Here is a 19,273-nt window from a genome sequence, read left to right as displayed (position 1 = left end):
AGAATTGGAAGATCCCCAAAATTTTTGATTTGCCCTGCTCTCTCCCAATAGTTTTCGAATAGACAAAAAGCCGGATCCGGTAGTGGAAATTATACTTTTTCCCGACCGGATCCGGCTTTCTATATTTCTTAATCCCCTTGCAAGGGATAAGATTTCGACTTAGATGATCACAATCTTGCTTTGCGAAGCTTGATCTTCACAAATCAGGCGAACGATATAGGTTCCGCGTTCCAGATGAGTCAGGCTAAAGTTTTCCTCCAGATCGCCATTCGAACCATAAAGCACCTGTTTCATGATCTGTTTCCCAGTCATGTTGAAAAGTGCAAACTCGCACACTTCAGTTTTCAGGTTGTTGGCCCTCAGTGTGAATGCCCCGTTCGTTGGGTTCGGGAAAACCAACAGATCAACTGCCAGTACGTCCGGGCTGTCCGGATCCAACTCCAGGTTTTTAAGAATGTTGTTATCCACTGTGAATCCGGAAAATGAATCGATTTCGTTTCCGGCCAAGTCATACAATGGCGAAACCCCTTTTTCGTAAGAGACCAGGATTTGGTCTTCTGCCTGAAAATCGGAGTCCACATCCAGGATTACTTCTGCACCGGTCACCGTAACAGATTCAACCTGCTTGCCGTTGCTCAATTGAAAATCGATAGGTTGCGGAACGCTGCTCTCAATCAGTGGTTCGCTGAACGTCAGGATGACACGTCTGCGATTGTTATCGTAAACAATCCCTTCTTCCATGCGGCTCTTAATGATGATGTTCACCGTAATGGTGGCCGTTGCTTTTGTAGGATTAGCCGCATTATCCGTTACTTCAACATTCAAAAAAACGGATTGATCGTCTTCTGCCCGAATAGATGTTTTCACAAATAACTCTCCGGTAACCGGATCCACATCGATCAGGTTGGTCCCATTCCCTCCGGTAATCGCATATGTCATCGCGGACGGACCGCTTGCCGTTACTTGCCCAATGATGGTTCCCTGAGCCGTGGCTTCCTGAATCGCAAACACCTGATTGGTAATTTGAGGCGTGGTATTCTCAATATTATTGATCACCACATATCCCGAAAAAGAAGCAATCTCATTTCCATGGATGTCGATTATTGGACTCGACCCTTTCGTATAGCTTACAATAATCTCATCGCCATATTGATATTCTGAATCAAGATCCAGGTAGATCATTGATCCGCTAATGGTCACTTGAAGTACTTTTTTATTGCCATTCAGGGAAAAATCAGAAGCTAATTCGGTACTCTTCAGTTGGGTGGATTGAAGACTTTCGTCGTAATACAATATGACCCGCTTCGGATTACTTGCTGTAACTTCCCCTTTAACAGGTTTCCCGTTAATGACGATATTAATTGTCACATTGGCACTTGCCGACAAAGGATTTGCAGCATTGTCCGTTACTTCTACCACCATAGGCACAGCATATGTTCCGGTGGTTTCAATCACATTCTGTACAAATATCTGACCGGTAGCGGCATCCAATGAGAAAAGATCACCAGTATTTCCCTGAACAATCGCATAGCTTAGCACTTGTCCCTGATCAGCATCCGTGGCCACCACCTGAGCTGCCAAGGCGCCTGTTTGGTAGTTTTTGCGGATTTCAAAAACCTGATCCTGAATGACTGGCTGTTGGTTATCCGCAACAACAGGCTCTTGCTCAGCCAAATGAGACAATTCACGGACTTCCGCTGATGAAAGTGCGGTATTATAAATCCGGACTTCGTCCATCAGCCCTTGATACAAATAAATCGGATTTGCATCGTCTCTACCTGCACCAATTAATAAGTTGTAGCCCTGTCCTGACTCCAGCAATCCGGTTGAGGCAGCGCTGGAAATTACAACACCATCCAGATAAATGATTTTTTGAGCCCCATCGTAGGTTACAGTCAGGTTATGCCAGTTTCCATCCCACAGCTCATTCACGCCCGCCAATTCCATCCAGGGAGACGAAGTACCGCTGGTTTTAAAGGCAACTGTTTTTGTATCGGGGCGAATATAAAGCGCATAGGTATCGACATTGGGGCCGCCATGCATAATGATACCCTGATACCCGCCTGTTACAGAGGTCGGTTTTACCCACGCGCTTAAGGTAACTTCGCTTTGCACATTATCCCCAAATGCTTCACCAAGACTGATGTAACCGGTTCCACTCAGTTCGAGGCCATTGCCGTCGACTCCGGTAGTCCGGGTCGCGGTATTCATAATCGTTCCATCGTTTGAACCTTGTGAATCCACCACCGTTGAACCGGCAGATTCTTCAAACAGATATTCAGAAAAGGACGGCGACAAATCCGGCAGACTAATCGTGACGGTTGCCGAACGGGATGAAGAAACGTTTCCGGCAGCGTCTTTTGCCCAGGCGTAGAGCGTCTTGGTTCCTTCCTGCGAAAAGGTGTATGCTGTCGGTGCAGAAGTTGTCCAGCCATTGTCGCCTGCCAGGGGAGAACTAGCAGATTCCGTTAGCTTATAACCGGCAACCGCCTGATTGTCAGAAGCCGTAAAGGTACTGATCGCGATGGTAAGCGATGTGGACGTTACCGGAATAGAAAAAGAAGAAACGGACGGGCTGCTGGTATCGGCAGTTGGGGTTGAACTGCTTATTTGAATGGTGATACTGGCAGTGGCTGAAAGTGGACTTTCAGCATTATCAGTTACCTTGACTCCCAAGACAATCGTTTGACCGCTACTCACCGAAATGTTTGACTTGGCATAAATCTCTCCGTTAGCCGAATTGATCGAGAACAAACCCGCTTCATTTCCGCTGGTGATGGAATAGGTCAATGTCTGGCCCTGATCCGGATCGCTGGCTGCCACCAGACCAATCAGGTCATTGATCAATTTGTCCTCACTAATTTTAAAAGTCTGACTGGTGATAACCGGCGCTTGGTTCGTGCTGCTAATTCCATCAAATTTAGTCCCGATCAGAATTTTGCCGGTAAACGGTTTCAAGGTTAACTTTCCGGTCACTGAATTCCCGTCAATATCGCGGTAAGTATTACTCCCCAAATCAAAGGTCTTGTCCTGCTTGGTATCGTTGTAGAATAATTTTTCCGTTTCACCGGTCTTTAGGGCAGTGCCATCAAATGTTGAATTTGTATCCATCCCCATTGCTGACTTCCATTCTGAAAATGTCAAATATGGGTATGCTGATCCATCCATATCTCTAAATAGTAGAGTTCTATGATGATCTACATATTCGTTATAATTTAAAGTTAAACCAATGCTATTGCTATTTTGCATCGCCAAAGTAGCTTTAGTGGTGCCATAATTATCTAATGTTGATGCTGGGTTACAAAAAGTATTATATTGGGCAATATTTCCAATTTGATCAGATGCCTTCCGAACGTGTCTGATATTAGAACCATTGCTAAATCCAATATTATTCTGTATTGTGATGTCTGCTGTTTGATGGAGGTAAATCCCGTAATACCCTACATTGGCAATAACATTGTGTTCGATAAGAACATCGTGTGTTCGTTCATCCATATAAATGCCTGCGCCAAATACCGCCCCAAATGTATAGCCTTCGGAATTGCCGGGAACATTATCAATAACATTGTATCGAACAATACTATTCTGAGAACCTGGTTCTGAAACAGCACCCGGATTAAACGTATAAATCGCTCCACCGTCATCTACGGTGAGGCATACATCTTTAATGTAGTTATATTCTATTGTCGCACTTTGACCTCTCCATGAAATTCCATTATACCCAACACCAATTATCCGATTATATCTAAAGGTGTTATTGTCTCCGATCACACTAATCCCAATGGCTGCAAACCCATTTGTACCTGTTACCCCAAGTTTATTAAACAATCCAATATCTGTAATTTGATTATCGCTAAAAATAGAATTTGAAGAATTTTCTCCCCTAATACCATATTGGTTTGTTTCTGCGATAATGTTGTTTGTGTAAGTCCCGTAACTGTCGTGATTAACGTAGATGCCAAAGTTCTCGGGGTGAAGCATGATATTGTTATTAATCGTCAAATGTGAACAATAATCAGCGTTAACAGCTTTATCTGAATGGTGAAGGAATTGAAGGTTCTCAATCGTCACGTAGTCTTTATCATATATGTTTGTCCCATAACCGACATAAGACCCTCTCACCTGATAATTAGCAGGCGAATCGCCAGATGGTGTCCAAACATACAATGTATTGTTTGAGCTGCTATAATACCACTCCCCGGCTTGATCTAAAAACTCTAATTTATTGGTAAGGAAAAATCCTTCATTTACCCCTAAACTATAAGTAGGAGCAGAATCCAACGTAATTGTCTGACCGCTTGATCCTGATACCGACTTTGTATATAAAGCCCAAGTTATTGTACGTCCAATCCATTTTGCTCCAGTATAATTTATTCCGCTATTCAGCGAAGTCGAAGTGAACTGATTTGAACTATTCACATTGCTAATATTAAAATAACCGCTATTAGGGTATCTTGCGGCCTTTAATTTTTCACCATTAAAAAATACCTGATCTATATTATCAGAAACTGTCGCTTTATATATATTCCCCGAATGCAATGTCCATCCGGTTATTTCTGTAGAACCGTAGATTTTAGGCTTCTCTCCTGTTCCGTATGCTCCGTAAGTGATCGGGCTACCAGAGGTACCGGAGGCTTTCGGGGTAATAGTGCCTTCCCAGGCATCTCCCCGTTTAAATAAAATTTTGTCCCCGGCCCTGGGGGTTAAATTGTTTACCTTGTTTAAGGTTTTCCAGGCTTGACTTTCGCTGGTTCCTAATTTTGAATCATCTCCACCACTACTGCTCACGTAGTAGGTAGTCTGTGCCATCATGGCCATGGGTAACAAGAGGGTTACCACAAAGAGCAGTTTTCTCATCTTAAACATCTTCTTCAATACTTGTCCTTTATTATTATTTATCGAATTCCAATTTTCTCCCCTAATCCTACACATCGCGACAAACCTGTTCCTTTAGGACCATTTAATCCTTCCGCGATAAACGGTGCTTTTTGCAGACCTTCTATGCTGCCCTCAAATCAACCTCAAAATCACTCCGTGAATGACTTGAGATAATCAACTTGAGTATAATCCCACCTGGTTGAATTTCTGCAAATTCAGGTCGCCGAAAAATAAAATCAAGGCTTTGGGGGATGAAATTCCGGAATAAGTAAATTCCTCCATCATGGAAAATGATTTTTAAGTGTCTCGCCAACGTATCCCCGATGACTTTATAAAAACTCCGGATTCTGATTTCTAAGACAGAAGCTAAACGGGACTTTTTATTAAAAAAATGACACACCTTACCTTGGTTGATTGATCGCACCATAAATTCGGGATTTTTTACCGAACATGAACTTGCAATCACTATGCCACTGGCTTTCAATTCTGATAATGTCCTGATCCGTAGTTTGTTGTTATTTTTACATGAAGCCTCATTTACTATCAAAATGAACATCAATATTGCAAATTGATAATCGTTTAATCGGGGAAATTTATGATAACATAGTATTGATTTTGAGCAAAATACGCCACATCGGGGAACATCGCTTTGCTCCACGAAGACACAGACCTATTCCTGTCCATCCAATCGAGCGGCATGGGCATTTGCTGAGTCTTTTCAATCTCAAGTTGAAATACGGTTACAAAATAAAACTATGAAAGGATTTCAGAACCTTCAACCTTCTCGGCGTTTAATAACGGATTGGCATACATCTGCATAAACAAGCGCTTTTGGCAGTTGGCATCACCTTCTCCGATCGTCTTTACCAAATCATCCAGCAATTCTGAAAATTTATCCCGAACGGCATCATCCACCTTGTCGGCATGGAGGTTACTGTCGGTCAACAGATCAGCAGCCAGGTAATTATTGGGCCATAGCTTATAGTTTCGGTAAATGCAGGTATCAATATGATCGGCCAGCTGCTGAATACTTTCAGCAAGGTTTTCTGCTTGTCCAAACTTTTTCAGTTGGGCATCAATGGGTTTCCCAAATGCAAAATGAACACGCCCCTTGGGCCTCGTCAACCCGAAAGCCATACTTTTCAGGTCGTCTTCCTGGGTTTTCACAAAACCATCATGTTCACGTTTATATATTTCTTCAACTTTCGAAATACCACACGGCTCACGTTCGTAAGAAATCGACAAGGGTACGATTTGTAATTCCCGGAAACCAGACTCAAAGTCCGATTTATTGCTCAGGTTCAACATCTTCAGCAGAGCTTGCTGAGTTTGGTCAAATCCATCTTTGGTACGGCCCTCACGTTGAGCAATCCATACCGACATATTATCTTTGGTGATGGTTTTCCGAATGTAGCTTGACAAATTTTTGGAGGCCAGCAGCAATTCGCGCGCCGGCAAGTTACGTTTCACCACGAAAGCTCGGTTCAACTTAACGGCATGAAGAATCCAATCGTAAATCAGCAGATTATTGCCAATGGCAATTTCCGTTGTATTCATCCCGGCATTGACAATAATATAGTTCAAGATGGCTGAATCCAAAATAATATCCCGATGATTGGAAATAAACAGGTAACTCTTGGTTTTATCGAGATTGTCCAATCCGCTCCAGGTAATGCCACTGGTGGTTTTATCAATAATCCACTCTTTAATAAGCGGATACATAAACTTCATCTGAAGTTCATTGATGGACCGGATTTCGGAAAGCAGCTGACAAACCCCTTTCACCTTTTTCTCATCCTGAAAAATAAAATACAAAACCTGTTGGAACACGTCGTCCTTCAACAACACGTTGATGTAGTGATTGACTTCATGATCTTCGTAGGGACGAATATCATCGTAATTCATAATTTCCCTCATTCCGTTAGTTTAAGCGCCGCAAATATACGAAATGCCAATTAAATCCTGAACCGTAACTGCATTTTCACCTCGGTGCGTTTGTTCCCGTCAATTTCGGAATATCCGCTGCCAATGCTGTCGACACCGAAGAACCAGCTACGTGAAACCTTGAACCAAAGCTCTATTTTTTCACAAAATTTAACTTTTCCGGTCAGGTACGAACGTACCCCTTCGCCAGATAACGCCGGAATGGAGAACTGATAAAGCAGGTCATTTTCATAGGCATAAATTCGTGCATCATAGTCGTCAGTATTGAAATAGGCCAGCCGGAACCAAACATTTAACCCCTCATTTTTAGGCTGAAACCCTACATCCTGGCTAACCAGGTATCCGGATGAGCCATGATCGTGTTCGTAAAACGAATGTTCAAACCGGGTTTTCACGGTGATCCGGTCGTGGAATTTTCCGGTAAGTTGAAACCGAACGCCTTGCCGGATTTGATCCAGATTGCTATTGATGGCACTCCCGGTTATTTTTACCGGTTTCCGTTCATAAAAGTACCGGCCAAGGATCTGCCAGCGCTCATTTGGCTGATACGTGGTTTGCAGCAGATATTCTTGCCCTTTGCCCGGAGCCGCTGTCGTATATTTCACCCACTGGTAATTAAAATAATCGGCGTACAGGTTGACATTGATCCTGGCCGCCGGAAACAGCTTCATGCCCAGATAAAATCCTTGTTCATCGTTCACCCGGCTGTTTTCGGTAAAGGCTCCAGCCAATGGCGCATTATATTGTTTGTCGATATGACGGTACACAGCCGAAAGTTCAACCTGGTCAACCGGCTGAAACAACGCTCCGTTTAAAAAAGCCAATCCTTTTTTCGCATCGGTCGCCAGCTCACCAAACAAAAACAAACGGTTGACACTAAAATGATAATCGCCACTCAAATTGATAATTTGGTTGCCTTCAAACAAAAATTGATTGTATAAATCGTTTCTGCGCTCAAGCGGGTATTGGTAGCGCACATGAACACCAGTGAGACTAACCGAAAACCGGTTGCCCCGGAAAGAAAGGTTTCCCCCACCCGTGGCCGACCACACCGAGTTTTTGTCCTCCAACTCGCTCCCGGTGCGATGAAGTCCGCTTGTCTGAAAGGAGGTAAACACTTTTTCGTCCCCCACACTATCGGTATTGGCATCAAATTTTTTATACGAAAAGAAGGGATGGAAGCGAAACCGTCCGAACTTAATTTCGGCAGCCAGTCCCCGCAGAAAATTATTTTCGTCGGTGGACGTGTAGGGCCGGATACCTTGATTGAACTTGGCAACCTGTGTTGCACCAGCCGATTTGCCCAACGAAAACCCCTGCCAAACAGCCAGCCCCTGACCGAAGCGAACCACATAGTCCCCCACTGTCAACGTCGATTTATTTTTCCCAATCTCTGTTCGCACAAAAGCGCTGTAATAATCAAAACCGGTCTGGTTTGGCGGACTGAAAAAAGGTTCCCCGGCATCTTTTTCAGCTGTAAAACCTGCCTGAACCGAGCCTGAAGTAAACCGATACCGTAGATAAAGTTTATCAGGCGAACCGGTATACTTCTGCTCCGAATAGCCGGCTTGTTTTTCCAGCAGGCGGATGCCCCGCGTTAACACTTCATGATGTTGGTAGGTTGAGGGAGCCTTAGTATCCACTTCCCCAAAAACCACAAACTGACCAACCAATTGGGCAAGCTCCGGGGTAAAACCATCCACGGTGGCCAGCTCATAAACCGACAAAACCGGACCGTATTGATCCCGGTATTCAAGCATAGCCGCCACTTGCACCGGTGTTAAAAAATAGAGCGCGGCCAAATCAGCCATAGTAGCCATATTCAGATTTACAGGATGTTCCCGGATCGCTTGCAGCTCATTCAAAAGCTGCTCCACGTCCTGCGTTTCATCCTCGGCAAGTATTTGCTCCAACAAATCCTCCAATTGCTTCTGGTAAGCCGACTCTACCTCCTGTGCCCACATTCCGCTTACAATCAAAAAGAAATAAATAAGAGGCAAAATCTTTTTCATGGGCGCTGAAAATAAAGGGTGAACGAAGGCGACAAACCAAGGTATTGGTGGTACGAAAATGTAAGATCGGTGCACACGTTTTTATGAGTATAGCCTACTCCCAACGAGAAAAGTCCGTACTGGGTTTCCACACCACAGCGCAGGGACAACTGCTTTTTCAGCAGATATTGAATACCAACGCGCGGCTCAACTGTCGCCGATTGTTCAGCAAATAACTCTGCCGTCAATAAAAACACCTCCTGAAACGTTTTGTGCACCCCCACCCGGATTACACTGAGATATTCGACCACCAAGGTATTTTCGCAAACAGATAAACCATACGGATTAAAATATTGGAGGCCCAGGCTGAAATCAGACAACTGCAACCGGACGCCCAGATCGGCCAATACAGTTCCGGGCCGACGGTCATTCTCGGCCATAAAAAGGCTGAAATATTGAAATTGCAATCCCGCAGACAGTACCGGTGAAAGTTGCCTGGCCAATCCTGCAGAAATTTTAGTTTCGCGGTAGCCGTCATTCCCAAACTGAGAAAAGGAAAGCAAGAACCGGCTATTCTGAACGGGCAAAACCAGGAACGCTGAGCGCGTGGACAAATCCTTCAACAAAAAACGATTATCGAACAGAATACCGGCCGACAAAGCACCGGAAGCAGCCCCAGCCGGATTTGAAAACACGGAAAGCGGGGATTTCAAACTCACGGAAGCATTTCCAACCGCCTGGAACGCGGCAGGCACCCGGAACAATTCCTGTCCAGCTCCGCTCACGAACAGACAGGAAAACAAAATAATAAGCAGTTGTTTTCGTAAAATATGTTGCATAAAAAAGGTGAACTAATCAGCCCACCTTTCACACTCGCACCTACAAGTTACTATTTCTTTTCTAAACAAAAACTATATATTCTGAAATAATTGCTGACATTTTCTGTCTTTTTTACAATTTAGGCAAGAAGAAATAGTAAAAATACAATCAGGTCCGTGACCTTAATTTGTTTTGAATTTGAATTTCACTTCTGATAACTCCCTGTTCGCCTTGACAATTTTTTCTTTCAGGCTCTCTTTAAACTGAATAAATTTTGTCATGATGGCGTCATCTCCCAACGCGAGCATTTGCACTGCCAGGATACCTGCATTGTTGGCCCCATTAATGGCTACGGTAGCGACCGGAATTCCTGGGGGCATTTGCAAAATGGCCAACATCGCATCCCAACCATCCAGGCTGGCGCGAATGGGAACCCCAATTACCGGTAGCGGTGTCATGGCGGCGATCACGCCCGGTAAATGGGCAGCCATTCCGGCACCTGCAATAATCACCTGAATGCCACGATCTTTGGCACCTTTGGCAAATTTCTCCACTTCTTCGGGAGTACGGTGTGCCGACAACGCGTTAATTTCAAAAGGAATCTCAAATTCATCCAGAATTTTAGCCGCTCCTTCCATCACTCCCAAATCAGAAGTGCTTCCCATTATAATACTCACTTTTGGTTTCATCTGTTCAATTTTTATTCTTTCAAAAACTACTTAATTAATGACAAAAACCCTTTCTCTCTGGCAATATTTTTTTGTTACTTTGCAACTTTTTAAAATCTGAGCTAAGATAGTCGAAATTAAATAGATATTAAAATTCTCCCGGCTGGGGGAAATACTGCTTAAAAATCTGCAAAATGGCGAACATAACGATTTTAGATAAGGAATTCGAATTATTCATCCCCTACGAAAAAATTCGTTCGGTAGTTGAGAAGATGTCTGATGAGATGAACGCGAAACTGGAAGGCAAGAATCCTTTATTCCTTTGCATTCTGAACGGTTCCTTCATGTTTGCGGCAGAAATTTATAAACGTATTACCTTGCTCGACGCAGAAATATCGTTCGTCAAACTGGCTTCATACGCAGGCACATCTACAACCGGCGATGTAAAAGAACTGATTGGACTGAATGAACATTTGGAAGGACGCACGGTGGTGGTGTTGGAAGATATTGTTGACACCGGTATCACCATTGCAAAAGTAATCGACCAAATCAAATCGAAAAATCCGGCAGAGGTGCAGGTCGCCACCTTGCTTTTAAAACCGGATGCCCTGCAAAACGAGGTTCAACTGGACTATGTAGGCTTGGAAATCCCGAATGATTTCATCGTAGGTTACGGATTGGATTACGATGGACGCGGACGAAACCTGATTGATATTTTCAAAGTTGTTGGCTAAAACCAAAATAGATAACCACATGTTAAATTTAGTTTTATTTGGGCCTCCCGGAGCTGGAAAAGGGACACAGGCCGAATTCCTGATCGAAAGCTATGGATTGATCCACCTTTCAACCGGCGATTTGTTGCGTAACGAAATTGCGGCCTCCACACCGCTTGGCCTCGAAGCCAAACGTTTTATGGACCATGGCGAGTTGGTGCCTGATTCAGTTGTAATCGGGATGATTAAAAATAAGCTGGAAGCAAACACCGACGCCAAAGGATTTATTTTCGATGGCTTTCCGCGCACCGTGGCCCAGGCCGAAGAGCTGGATGAATTGCTGAATGAAAACGGCACGCCGGTTTCTGGCATGTTGTCGCTCGAAGTGGAAAAAGAAGAATTGGTCGCCCGGTTGCTGAACCGCGGAAAAACATCGGGACGCGCTGACGACCAGGATGTTTCCATCATCGAAAACCGCATCAATGTTTATAATGAAAAAACATCGCCGTTAAAAAATTACTACGCGGCACAAAACAAGCATTTTGGTATCAATGGCATGGGCACGATCGACGAAATTGCCGGTCGCCTGAAAGATACGGTGAACGCACTTTAGTTTGAAAATAAGGACGATATAAGGACGAATGTATTCCCTGCATTCGTCTTTTTTTGTTTACTTTGCACCTTCCCAATTTATAAAAAATGGCTGAAAGCAATTTTGTTGATTACGTAAAAATATTTTGCCGCTCCGGCAATGGAGGCCCTGGTTCCCGGCACATGAGACGAGAAAAATACATCCCCAAAGGTGGTCCGGATGGCGGAGATGGCGGACGTGGCGGACATGTCATTGTCAGGGGCAATGCCCAAATGTGGACCCTGCTGCACTTGCGTTATCAACGGCATGTTTTTGCAGGCCACGGAGAGTCGGGCGGCAAACAATGCAGCTTTGGCGCCGACGGGGATGATGTGATCATTGAAGTGCCGCTGGGCACCGTTGCCAAAGATGCTGAAACCGGTGAGTTCCTTTTCGAGATCACAAAAGATGGCGAAACGCATCTTCTGGCTAAAGGCGGACGAGGCGGACTGGGCAACACCCATTTCAAATCGGCCACCAACCAAACGCCCCGTTTCGCGCAACCCGGCGAAGAAGGCGAAGAGGGCTGGAAGATACTGGAGCTGAAAGTTTTGGCAGACGTGGGCCTGGTGGGTTTCCCAAGCGCCGGGAAATCAACTTTACTGAGTGTAGTTTCGGCTGCCAAACCCAAAATTGCCGATTATCCGTTCACCACACTTGTACCCAACCTGGGCATTGTTTCGTACCGCGACCAGCAATCGTTTGTGATGGCCGACATTCCGGGGATCATCGAAGGGGCGCACGAGGGGAAAGGACTTGGCCTGCGCTTTTTGCGCCACATTGAGCGGAACTCCATGCTTTTGTTCATGGTGCCAGCCGACAGCAAAGACCACCGCAAAGAATATTTCATTTTATTGAATGAGCTGGAAAAGTACAACCCGGAACTGCTCGACAAAGAACGCTTCCTGGTCATCAGCAAATCAGACTTTCTGGATGATGAGCTGAAGAAAGAAATCAGCCGCGAACTTGGCGACATTCCGCACGACTTTATTTCATCGGTTACCGGAATGGGGATCCAGCAACTGAAAGACAAAATCTGGCAAATATTAAACAACTCATGATCGGATTCATAGATACCATCACCCAGCTGGATCAAGACCTGTTTTTCTTCTTCAACGGGAAACATTCTCCGTTTTGGGACATCATCATGGCGCTTTTCACCCGCACCGAATACTGGGCGTTGTTGTATCTCACGATTTTGGGATTTATCATCCGGAACTACCGGGCCAAGGCGGTTGTAATTTTGGTTCTTTTGGCAGTGTCCATTGTCATCTGCGACCAATTTTCCGGACTGATCAAGGATGCCACACAGCGCCTGCGCCCCTCGCACGACCCGGCCATTCAGCACTTGGTGCACAATGTGCTGACCAAAGGCGGCCTGTACAGCTATTTTTCGGCCCACGCAGCCAATACATTTGCCGTGGCAACTTTTACATCACTATTATTCAGACGCTTACAATACGGCATTTTCATTTACCTGTGGGCGCTGGTGGTCAGCTACACCCGCATCTACCTTGGGCTGCACTACCCGTTGGACATTCTCACCGGTATCTTGTTTGGCGTCCTTACCGGCTGGGCGCTCTTTAAATTGCTGATCTTTGTTGAAAACCGTTTCCTGTTGCTTCAATTTCCAAAACTGACCGATACCAAGCTGAAAAGCAAGGAGTTCCGGTTTATCTTCATCTTATTCCTGACCATCGTCATTACCACGCTGCTGGTAGTCAACCGCCTCCAACATTTTAATTGGATTTAGACATGAATGACCGGGTGCGGGAATATGAAAAATTATTAGCCCACGATCAGCAATGCGCTTCGGATGCACAAAAGAGTATTCAACAATTAGTTATTTGGCGGCTTGCGGCTTTTTCAGGAATTGTTTTTTCATTTATTTACCTCGCCCATCCGCTCAATTGGCTTTCGGCGGCAGCGTTGCTCATCCTGTTTTTATACCTGGTGAAGGTTTTCATCAAAAAAGAAAAGGAGAAAAAGCTGCATGACAGGTTGATGCTGATCAACCAACAGGAACTGGAGGCCTTAAAGGAACGGTACAGCCAATTTGAGCATGGTTCGGAATTCATTGATCAGCACCATGCCTATTCATTTGATCTGGATTTGTTTGGCGAAGGAGGACTGTTTCAATTTCTTAACCGGACAACCACCCAGCTGGGGCGAAAAAAACTGGCAAGCTGGTTGAACAGTCCGCTACTTGACCACAAAAAGCTGCACGAAAGGCAAACGGCCTTGCAGGAATTGGCAACTTACACACGCTGGCGCCAATACTTCTCAGCCAAAGGCCATACCCACGACGAACAAGACGTGCAACTCCTGCAACAAATGGCCGGTCATGAAGCGTTACCCAAGCCCAAATTACTCCGTCGGCTGATTTTTATGCTGCCTTTAATCAGTATCGTTTTCCTCACGTTGCTAATTCTGGGCTTCATCCCCTGGGGAGTTTTCCTGCTGCCGGTAATTACAAATGGGGCTGTCCTTTACGCGTACCGAAAAACGATCAATTCGTTTTATCAGCTTTACGGAAACCAATCCAACTTGCTGAAAAGTTACACCAACTTGCTCAAATTAATTGAACAAAAAGAGTTTAAATCGTCGCTCTTCCAATCATTAAAACAACGGCTTTCAGCTCATCCAAAGAAAGCCAGCCAGATCGTCGATGAACTGCGCCAGATCATGGCCCGCTTTGATTACCGTGCGAATTTAACCTTCGCCCTTATTGCTGAGCCACTTTTTGTTTGGGACCTGATTTGTATTTACCAACTGGATCGCTGGCACCGGAAATACGGACAATACATTCGTGATTGGTTCGACATAATTGCCGAATTTGATGCCCTCTCCAGCCTGGCTAACCTAAACCACAACCTGGCAGAATGGGCCTTGCCGACTTTCGAAAGCGGCGAATTCTGCTTTTCGGCCAACGATTTGGCCCACCCGCTGATAAAGTCGTCAAAACGAATTGGAAATGATTTCCGGATGAATGGCGAAGGCAAAATCTGCCTGATTACCGGAGCCAATATGGCCGGTAAAAGTACATTTTTGCGCACCCTTGGCGTAAACCTGGTATTGGCGCTGAACGGTTGCCGGGTATGTGCCAGTTGGTTTACCCTAAAACCAACCGGTTTGTTTACCAACATGCGCACAACCGATAACCTTCAAAAAGATGAATCGTACTTTTTGGCAGAATTGCTGCGGTTGAAACAAATGCTTGACCAAATAGAGAGCGGACAGCCACTGTTTATTATCATTGATGAAATGCTGAAAGGCACCAACTCCGAAGACAAATTTTCCGGATCGAAAGCCCTGACTGCAAAGCTGATCCGTTTGAAAGCAAATGGGCTGATCGCCACCCACGATTTAAAACTCACCGAGCTGGAGAAAAGCTATCCGGCGCAAATTAGCAACAAATGTTTTGAGGTTACGCTTGAAAACGACCAGCTGGCCTTCGACTACAAACTCAGGGATGGCGTTACCAGCACCATGAATGCCAGTTTCCTGATGCGAAAGATGGGCATCACCGATTAATTTTTGCCTGAATCCTGTCCGCTCGAACCAACCGGTAAATCGACGCAAAAAACAAGTTGCGTAATTTCACCTTCGCCCACACCCAAAGCATATTTCAGCCAATGGGTAATTTTACCCATAAACACTGAAAACGCTATCAACACACCCTCCTTTTATTCTCACTGACAACATCTTACAATATTTTCAAACAAATCTAAGTGTAATCACGACTTGAAATCAAGCCAAATAATAAGGAATTTTGAATAAGCACTTTAAGATGGTATTCATTCACATTGAAAAATGAAAACAAATAAAAAAGTGTTCAGCTGTAAAGCTGTCGGATAAACGGAACCAGGTTCTGGTAAACAGACCTGCAAAACTCTCAAAAAAACGCGATCAGCTGTGGGGCAGGAAGCGAAGCTGTGCCAGACCGGCAACAAAGATCGGAAAGTTGCGAAATCAGGAATAATTCAGTTTCCCTATTGTTAAAAACAGGATTTAGTAATGAGTTTAGTTAATTCAACGTATCAATGGCTGGCTGTTTACACCCGTTCGCGATCAGAAAAGAAACTCCTGTCGGAGTTGGTAAAAAAAGGTATTGATTGCTACCTGCCATTGAAGATTGAAAAGAGGCAATGGAGCGACCGCATAAAAAAGATTGAGGAACCGCTTTTAAAAGGTTACCTGTTTGTGAAGGTCAGCAATAAGGAATATTTCAATGTACTGAACACACCGGGGGCCGTTACCTATGTTTCGTTTGAAGGGAAAGCTGCCCCAATCCCGGAAAAGCAAATCAACGACCTGAAAACATTCATGAAATTCTACAACGATCAGGTTGATGTTACGCGCGAAAGTCTGTCGAAAGGCGAAAAAGTAATCGTAGTTACCGGCCCACTGAAGGGTGTCACCGGCGAAATCACCGACTTTCGGGGAAAAAACCGGATAGCTCTGCGATTTGAAAACCTGGGATATTGTGTCCTGACAGATATTGCCCTGCAAGACGTCGAAATTTATAAACCCGATCTGATTCCTTCGCACCGGAAATTAGCAGACATGTTGACGGACTATTAAACGCGATTCAGTCCAAATTGCGGACAATAAAAAGAACCAGCAATAACATAATAACAAAATATTCTACCTAAAAATAATCACGATGAAAATATTAGTAATTGGGAATATGGGCTATGTGGGCCCGGGAACAGTTAGTCAACTCAGGTCAACCTATCCGGATGCCGAACTAATCGGTTACGACATGGGGTATTTCGCGAACCATCTTACTGACGCCGAATTCCTTCCGGAAGTAAAACTGAATCAACAAATTATTGGAGACGTCCGCCAATTTCCAGCTGGCATTCTCGAAGGCGTGGACGCCATTGCTTATCTGGCCGCCATTTCCAATGATCCCATGAGTGCCATTTACGAAGAAATAACGATGGATGTAAATTACCGCTCCTGCGTGCAAATAGCCAAAATGGCCAAAGCTGCAGGGGTAAAATCATTTGTCTTCGCATCCAGTTGCAGTATCTATGGTGCAGCCTCAGAATATCCAAAAACCGAAACCGATACTGTAAATCCGCTAACGGCTTACGCACGGTCGAAGATTGCCGCCGAAAAAGAGTTAGCGCCATTGGCCGATAAAAATTTCACGATAACCTGCCTGCGTTTTGCCACAGCTTGCGGAATGAGTAAGCGTTTGCGCTTAGATCTGGTATTAAATGACTTTGTTGCAGGAGCAATCATTTCGAAGGAAATTAACATCCTGAGCGACGGAACTCCCTGGCGCCCACTGATCAATGTGTTGGACATGGCCTTGGCGATCGATTGGGGAATCCAGCGGGAGGCTTCGAATGGGGGCGAATTTTTAATTGTAAATACCGGAACCAGCGCATGGAACTACCAGGTAAAAGATCTGGCAAAAGCTGTTGGTCAAGTAGTACCAGGCTGCCGGGTAACCGTCAAAACCGATGCTCCAGCCGATAAACGCTCCTATCAGGTAAATTTTGATTTATACAAAAAACTAGCCCCCGACCACCAACCGAAACATGACCTGATGGCCACCATTCAGGAGTTGTACAGTTCGATCACTGCCATGCAAATAAATGATCCAAACTTCAGAGACTCGAAATTTATGCGACTGAAAATTCTGGCCAGCTTGCGTGAAAATGGTTATTTGAATGAAAACTTATCTTGGACCTGGTAACCGATAACACGATGATATTTACCGAAACAAAATTAAAAGGAGCTTTTGTCATTGAGATCAAGAAACTCGAAGATGAAAGAGGATTTTTTGGGAGATCCTGGTGTAAAAAAGAAATGGAAGAACACGGACTTAATGCCAATGTAGTACAGGTCAACACTTCGTTAAGTTATAAAAAAGGCACCTTGAGGGGATTGCATTATCAAAAGCATCCCTATGAAGAAACGAAACTGGTCAGGTGCACCAAAGGGGCAATCTTTGATGTAATTGTAGATTTGAGGCCTGATTCACCAACCTATAAAGAATGGTTTGGGATCGAACTCAACGAGAACAACCACAAAATGCTCTATGTCCCGGAGAAATTTGCACAGGGTTTCATCTCGCTGGAAGACAATTGCGAAATGACCTATTTTACAACCCAGTTCTTCGCACCTGACGCAGCAATCGGCTTACGGTACAACGACCCTCAATTTAACATCGAGTGGCCAATAGAAGCAGAAATCGTTTCGGAAAAGGATAAAGAGGCTCCGGATTTCAACGAAAGTATGGTTCCCTAATTATTAGATGATAAGGATCAAAAGGCATACAAAGCATGAAAGTTCTAAACAAGTGCAATTTTTGCAAAAGCCCCCTCAATCACTTAGTCGTTGATTTGGGCATGCAACCACTATGTGAGGACCGGATAAAACCGGAGTCACTTAACCAGATGGAACCGCACTTTCCGTTGAAAGCTTTTGTATGCAACAAATGCTTCCTGGTACAGGTTCCGGAAAGCGCATCTCCCCAGGTAATTTATCGCGATTACGGCTATTACTCCTCGTTTTCAGACACATGGCTTGAGCATGCCCGAAAATATGTCCATCTCGCCATAAAAAGATTCAGCATCGACAAAAACAACCTGGTAGCCGAAATTGCCAGTAATGACGGCTACCTGCTGCAATACTTTGCAGAAAAAGGCATTCCCGTTCTTGGAATTGATCCGGCGGAAGCCGTAGCTCAGTATGCCATTAAAGAAAAAGGGATTCGAACCGAGATTCTATTTTTTGGTGTTGAAACAGCAAAATATTTGGTGAAAACCTACGGACAGGCAGACTTGATTATCGGAAATAATATTCTTGCCCACGTGCCGGATATCAATGACTTTGTACAAGGGATGAAACTTTTCCTGAAACCCGGAGGCGTAATCACGATGGAATTCCCTCATTTACAGCGACTCATTGAGGGGAACCAATTCGACACCATTTACCACGAACATTTCTCCTACCTTTCCTTCTCAACAGTCAGTGAAATCTTTCAGGAGCATGGACTTGATCTCTTTGATGTGGAAGAACTTCCCACCCACGGAGGATCTATCCGGATATACGCCCACCATGCAGAAGACACATCCAAATCTGTTCAACAAGCGGTACCTGATTTGCTGAAAAGAGAAGAATCATTGGGAATGAGAGATTTGACATACTACGAATCCTTCAATGAAAAAGTAAAAGAAACTAAACGAAAAATTCTGGAGTTTCTGATTCAGGCGAAACGTGACGGCAAGCATATCGCAGGTTACGGAGCACCTGGAAAAGGCAACACCTTACTGAATTATTGCGGAATAAGAACTGATTTTCTGGACTACACCGTTGATCGAAGTCCATTTAAGCAAGGTAATTATTTGCCCGGCACGCATATCCCGGTCTTCCCACCGGATATTCTCAAAAAAACAAAGCCAGACTATGTCTTCATTCTTCCCTGGAATTTAAAAGACGAAATTATCAGCCATCACCAGTACATCAGAGACTGGGGTGGGAAATTTGTCGTCCCTATCCCGGAACTAACTATCATCGATTAGATTTTTTCCAACAAACGATCTTTCACAGCAACTCGGGTTCATCTAGTTGAATTGAACTCGCCCATCAGAAATAATCATTAAGCAA

15 protein-coding genes are annotated in these 19,273 nt (G+C 44.5%); 9 read left to right on the top strand and 6 right to left on the bottom strand.

Features of this window, described 5'->3' with window-relative positions; translation table 11 throughout:
- Positions 1 to 159: 159 nt before the first annotated feature.
- The 5 genes from N2K84_RS10565 to purE all read right to left on the bottom strand — a co-directional run bounded on the left by N2K84_RS10565 (position 160) and on the right by purE (position 10,321).
- The gene (locus N2K84_RS10565; protein ID WP_282591777.1) at positions 160 to 4,857 is read right to left on the bottom strand and encodes a cadherin domain-containing protein; all 4,698 of its coding nucleotides are present in this window, start codon (positions 4,855 to 4,857) and stop codon (positions 160 to 162) included.
- A 774-nt stretch (positions 4,858 to 5,631) separates the two neighbouring features.
- On the bottom strand, positions 5,632 to 6,795 hold the full coding sequence (locus N2K84_RS10560; RefSeq protein ID WP_282591776.1) for a 1-acyl-sn-glycerol-3-phosphate acyltransferase: 1,164 nt from the start codon (positions 6,793 to 6,795) through the stop codon (positions 5,632 to 5,634).
- Positions 6,796 to 6,833: 38 nt separating this feature from the next.
- Positions 6,834 to 8,834, bottom strand: a complete 2,001-nt coding sequence (locus N2K84_RS10555) for a helix-hairpin-helix domain-containing protein (protein ID WP_282591775.1) — start codon at positions 8,832 to 8,834, stop codon at positions 6,834 to 6,836.
- On the bottom strand, positions 8,831 to 9,652 hold the full coding sequence (locus N2K84_RS10550; RefSeq protein ID WP_282591774.1) for a hypothetical protein: 822 nt from the start codon (positions 9,650 to 9,652) through the stop codon (positions 8,831 to 8,833). Before N2K84_RS10550 ends, N2K84_RS10555 begins: the two co-directional genes overlap by 4 nt.
- A gap of 162 nt (positions 9,653 to 9,814) precedes the next feature.
- Complete coding sequence (gene purE / locus N2K84_RS10545; RefSeq protein ID WP_282591773.1) at positions 9,815 to 10,321, bottom strand: 5-(carboxyamino)imidazole ribonucleotide mutase; 507 nt, start codon at positions 10,319 to 10,321, stop codon at positions 9,815 to 9,817.
- A gap of 173 nt (positions 10,322 to 10,494) precedes the next feature.
- Here purE and hpt point away from each other — a divergent pair, with 173 nt between their 5' ends.
- The 5 genes from hpt to N2K84_RS10520 all read left to right on the top strand — a co-directional run bounded on the left by hpt (position 10,495) and on the right by N2K84_RS10520 (position 15,178).
- Complete coding sequence (hpt, locus tag N2K84_RS10540; protein WP_282591772.1) at positions 10,495 to 11,034, top strand: hypoxanthine phosphoribosyltransferase; 540 nt, start codon at positions 10,495 to 10,497, stop codon at positions 11,032 to 11,034.
- 19 nt (positions 11,035 to 11,053) lie between these two features.
- On the top strand, positions 11,054 to 11,626 hold the full coding sequence (locus N2K84_RS10535; protein WP_282591771.1) for an adenylate kinase: 573 nt from the start codon (positions 11,054 to 11,056) through the stop codon (positions 11,624 to 11,626).
- A gap of 86 nt (positions 11,627 to 11,712) precedes the next feature.
- Positions 11,713 to 12,705, top strand: a complete 993-nt coding sequence (obgE, locus tag N2K84_RS10530) for a GTPase ObgE (protein WP_282591770.1) — start codon at positions 11,713 to 11,715, stop codon at positions 12,703 to 12,705.
- Positions 12,702 to 13,397 carry a phosphatase PAP2 family protein gene (locus N2K84_RS10525; RefSeq protein ID WP_282591769.1) on the top strand — a complete coding sequence of 232 codons (696 nt, stop codon included), beginning with the start codon at positions 12,702 to 12,704 and terminating at the stop codon, positions 13,395 to 13,397. Before obgE ends, N2K84_RS10525 begins: the two co-directional genes overlap by 4 nt.
- Positions 13,398 to 13,399: 2 nt before the next feature.
- On the top strand, positions 13,400 to 15,178 hold the full coding sequence (locus tag N2K84_RS10520; protein WP_282591768.1) for a MutS-related protein: 1,779 nt from the start codon (positions 13,400 to 13,402) through the stop codon (positions 15,176 to 15,178).
- Here N2K84_RS10520 and N2K84_RS10515 read toward each other — a convergent pair.
- On the bottom strand, positions 15,175 to 15,318 hold the full coding sequence (locus N2K84_RS10515; RefSeq protein WP_282591767.1) for a hypothetical protein: 144 nt from the start codon (positions 15,316 to 15,318) through the stop codon (positions 15,175 to 15,177). The genes N2K84_RS10520 and N2K84_RS10515 overlap by 4 nt on opposite strands.
- Before the next feature lie 343 nt (positions 15,319 to 15,661).
- On the opposite strand from N2K84_RS10515, the gene N2K84_RS10510 reads away from it, so the two are divergent.
- The 4 genes from N2K84_RS10510 to N2K84_RS10495 all read left to right on the top strand — a co-directional run bounded on the left by N2K84_RS10510 (position 15,662) and on the right by N2K84_RS10495 (position 19,188).
- Positions 15,662 to 16,228: a UpxY family transcription antiterminator gene (locus N2K84_RS10510; RefSeq protein ID WP_282591766.1), complete on the top strand. Its 567-nt coding sequence runs from the start codon at positions 15,662 to 15,664 to the stop codon at positions 16,226 to 16,228.
- 82 nt (positions 16,229 to 16,310) lie between these two features.
- Positions 16,311 to 17,357: an NAD-dependent epimerase/dehydratase family protein gene (locus tag N2K84_RS10505; RefSeq protein ID WP_282591765.1), complete on the top strand. Its 1,047-nt coding sequence runs from the start codon at positions 16,311 to 16,313 to the stop codon at positions 17,355 to 17,357.
- Positions 17,345 to 17,911: a dTDP-4-dehydrorhamnose 3,5-epimerase gene (gene rfbC, locus N2K84_RS10500; protein ID WP_282591764.1), complete on the top strand. Its 567-nt coding sequence runs from the start codon at positions 17,345 to 17,347 to the stop codon at positions 17,909 to 17,911. Before N2K84_RS10505 ends, rfbC begins: the two co-directional genes overlap by 13 nt.
- A gap of 35 nt (positions 17,912 to 17,946) precedes the next feature.
- Complete coding sequence (locus N2K84_RS10495; RefSeq protein ID WP_282591763.1) at positions 17,947 to 19,188, top strand: class I SAM-dependent methyltransferase; 1,242 nt, start codon at positions 17,947 to 17,949, stop codon at positions 19,186 to 19,188.
- Positions 19,189 to 19,273: the final 85 nt, after the last annotated feature.

The organism is Gaoshiqia sediminis (assembly GCF_025907915.1).
Taxonomy (GTDB): domain Bacteria; phylum Bacteroidota; class Bacteroidia; order Bacteroidales; family Prolixibacteraceae; genus Gaoshiqia; species Gaoshiqia sediminis.
The sequence above is the reverse complement of the archived record's forward strand: the minus strand, read 5'-3'. Positions and strand labels throughout refer to the sequence as shown.

Bases quoted from the DNA above. Each gene is read 5' to 3' on its own strand.
- N2K84_RS10565 (WP_282591777.1), bottom strand. From the start codon at position 4,857: ATGAGAAAACTGCTCTTTGTGGTAACCCTCTTGTTACCCATGGCCATG.
- N2K84_RS10560 (WP_282591776.1), bottom strand. From the start codon at position 6,795: ATGAGGGAAATTATGAATTACGATGATATTCGTCCCTACGAAGATCAT.
- N2K84_RS10555 (WP_282591775.1), bottom strand. From the start codon at position 8,834: ATGAAAAAGATTTTGCCTCTTATTTATTTCTTTTTGATTGTAAGCGGA.
- N2K84_RS10550 (WP_282591774.1), bottom strand. From the start codon at position 9,652: ATGCAACATATTTTACGAAAACAACTGCTTATTATTTTGTTTTCCTGT.
- purE (WP_282591773.1), bottom strand. From the start codon at position 10,321: ATGAAACCAAAAGTGAGTATTATAATGGGAAGCACTTCTGATTTGGGA.
- hpt (WP_282591772.1), top strand. From the start codon at position 10,495: ATGGCGAACATAACGATTTTAGATAAGGAATTCGAATTATTCATCCCC.
- N2K84_RS10535 (WP_282591771.1), top strand. From the start codon at position 11,054: ATGTTAAATTTAGTTTTATTTGGGCCTCCCGGAGCTGGAAAAGGGACA.
- obgE (WP_282591770.1), top strand. From the start codon at position 11,713: ATGGCTGAAAGCAATTTTGTTGATTACGTAAAAATATTTTGCCGCTCC.
- N2K84_RS10525 (WP_282591769.1), top strand. From the start codon at position 12,702: ATGATCGGATTCATAGATACCATCACCCAGCTGGATCAAGACCTGTTT.
- N2K84_RS10520 (WP_282591768.1), top strand. From the start codon at position 13,400: ATGAATGACCGGGTGCGGGAATATGAAAAATTATTAGCCCACGATCAG.
- N2K84_RS10510 (WP_282591766.1), top strand. From the start codon at position 15,662: ATGAGTTTAGTTAATTCAACGTATCAATGGCTGGCTGTTTACACCCGT.
- N2K84_RS10505 (WP_282591765.1), top strand. From the start codon at position 16,311: ATGAAAATATTAGTAATTGGGAATATGGGCTATGTGGGCCCGGGAACA.
- N2K84_RS10495 (WP_282591763.1), top strand. From the start codon at position 17,947: ATGAAAGTTCTAAACAAGTGCAATTTTTGCAAAAGCCCCCTCAATCAC.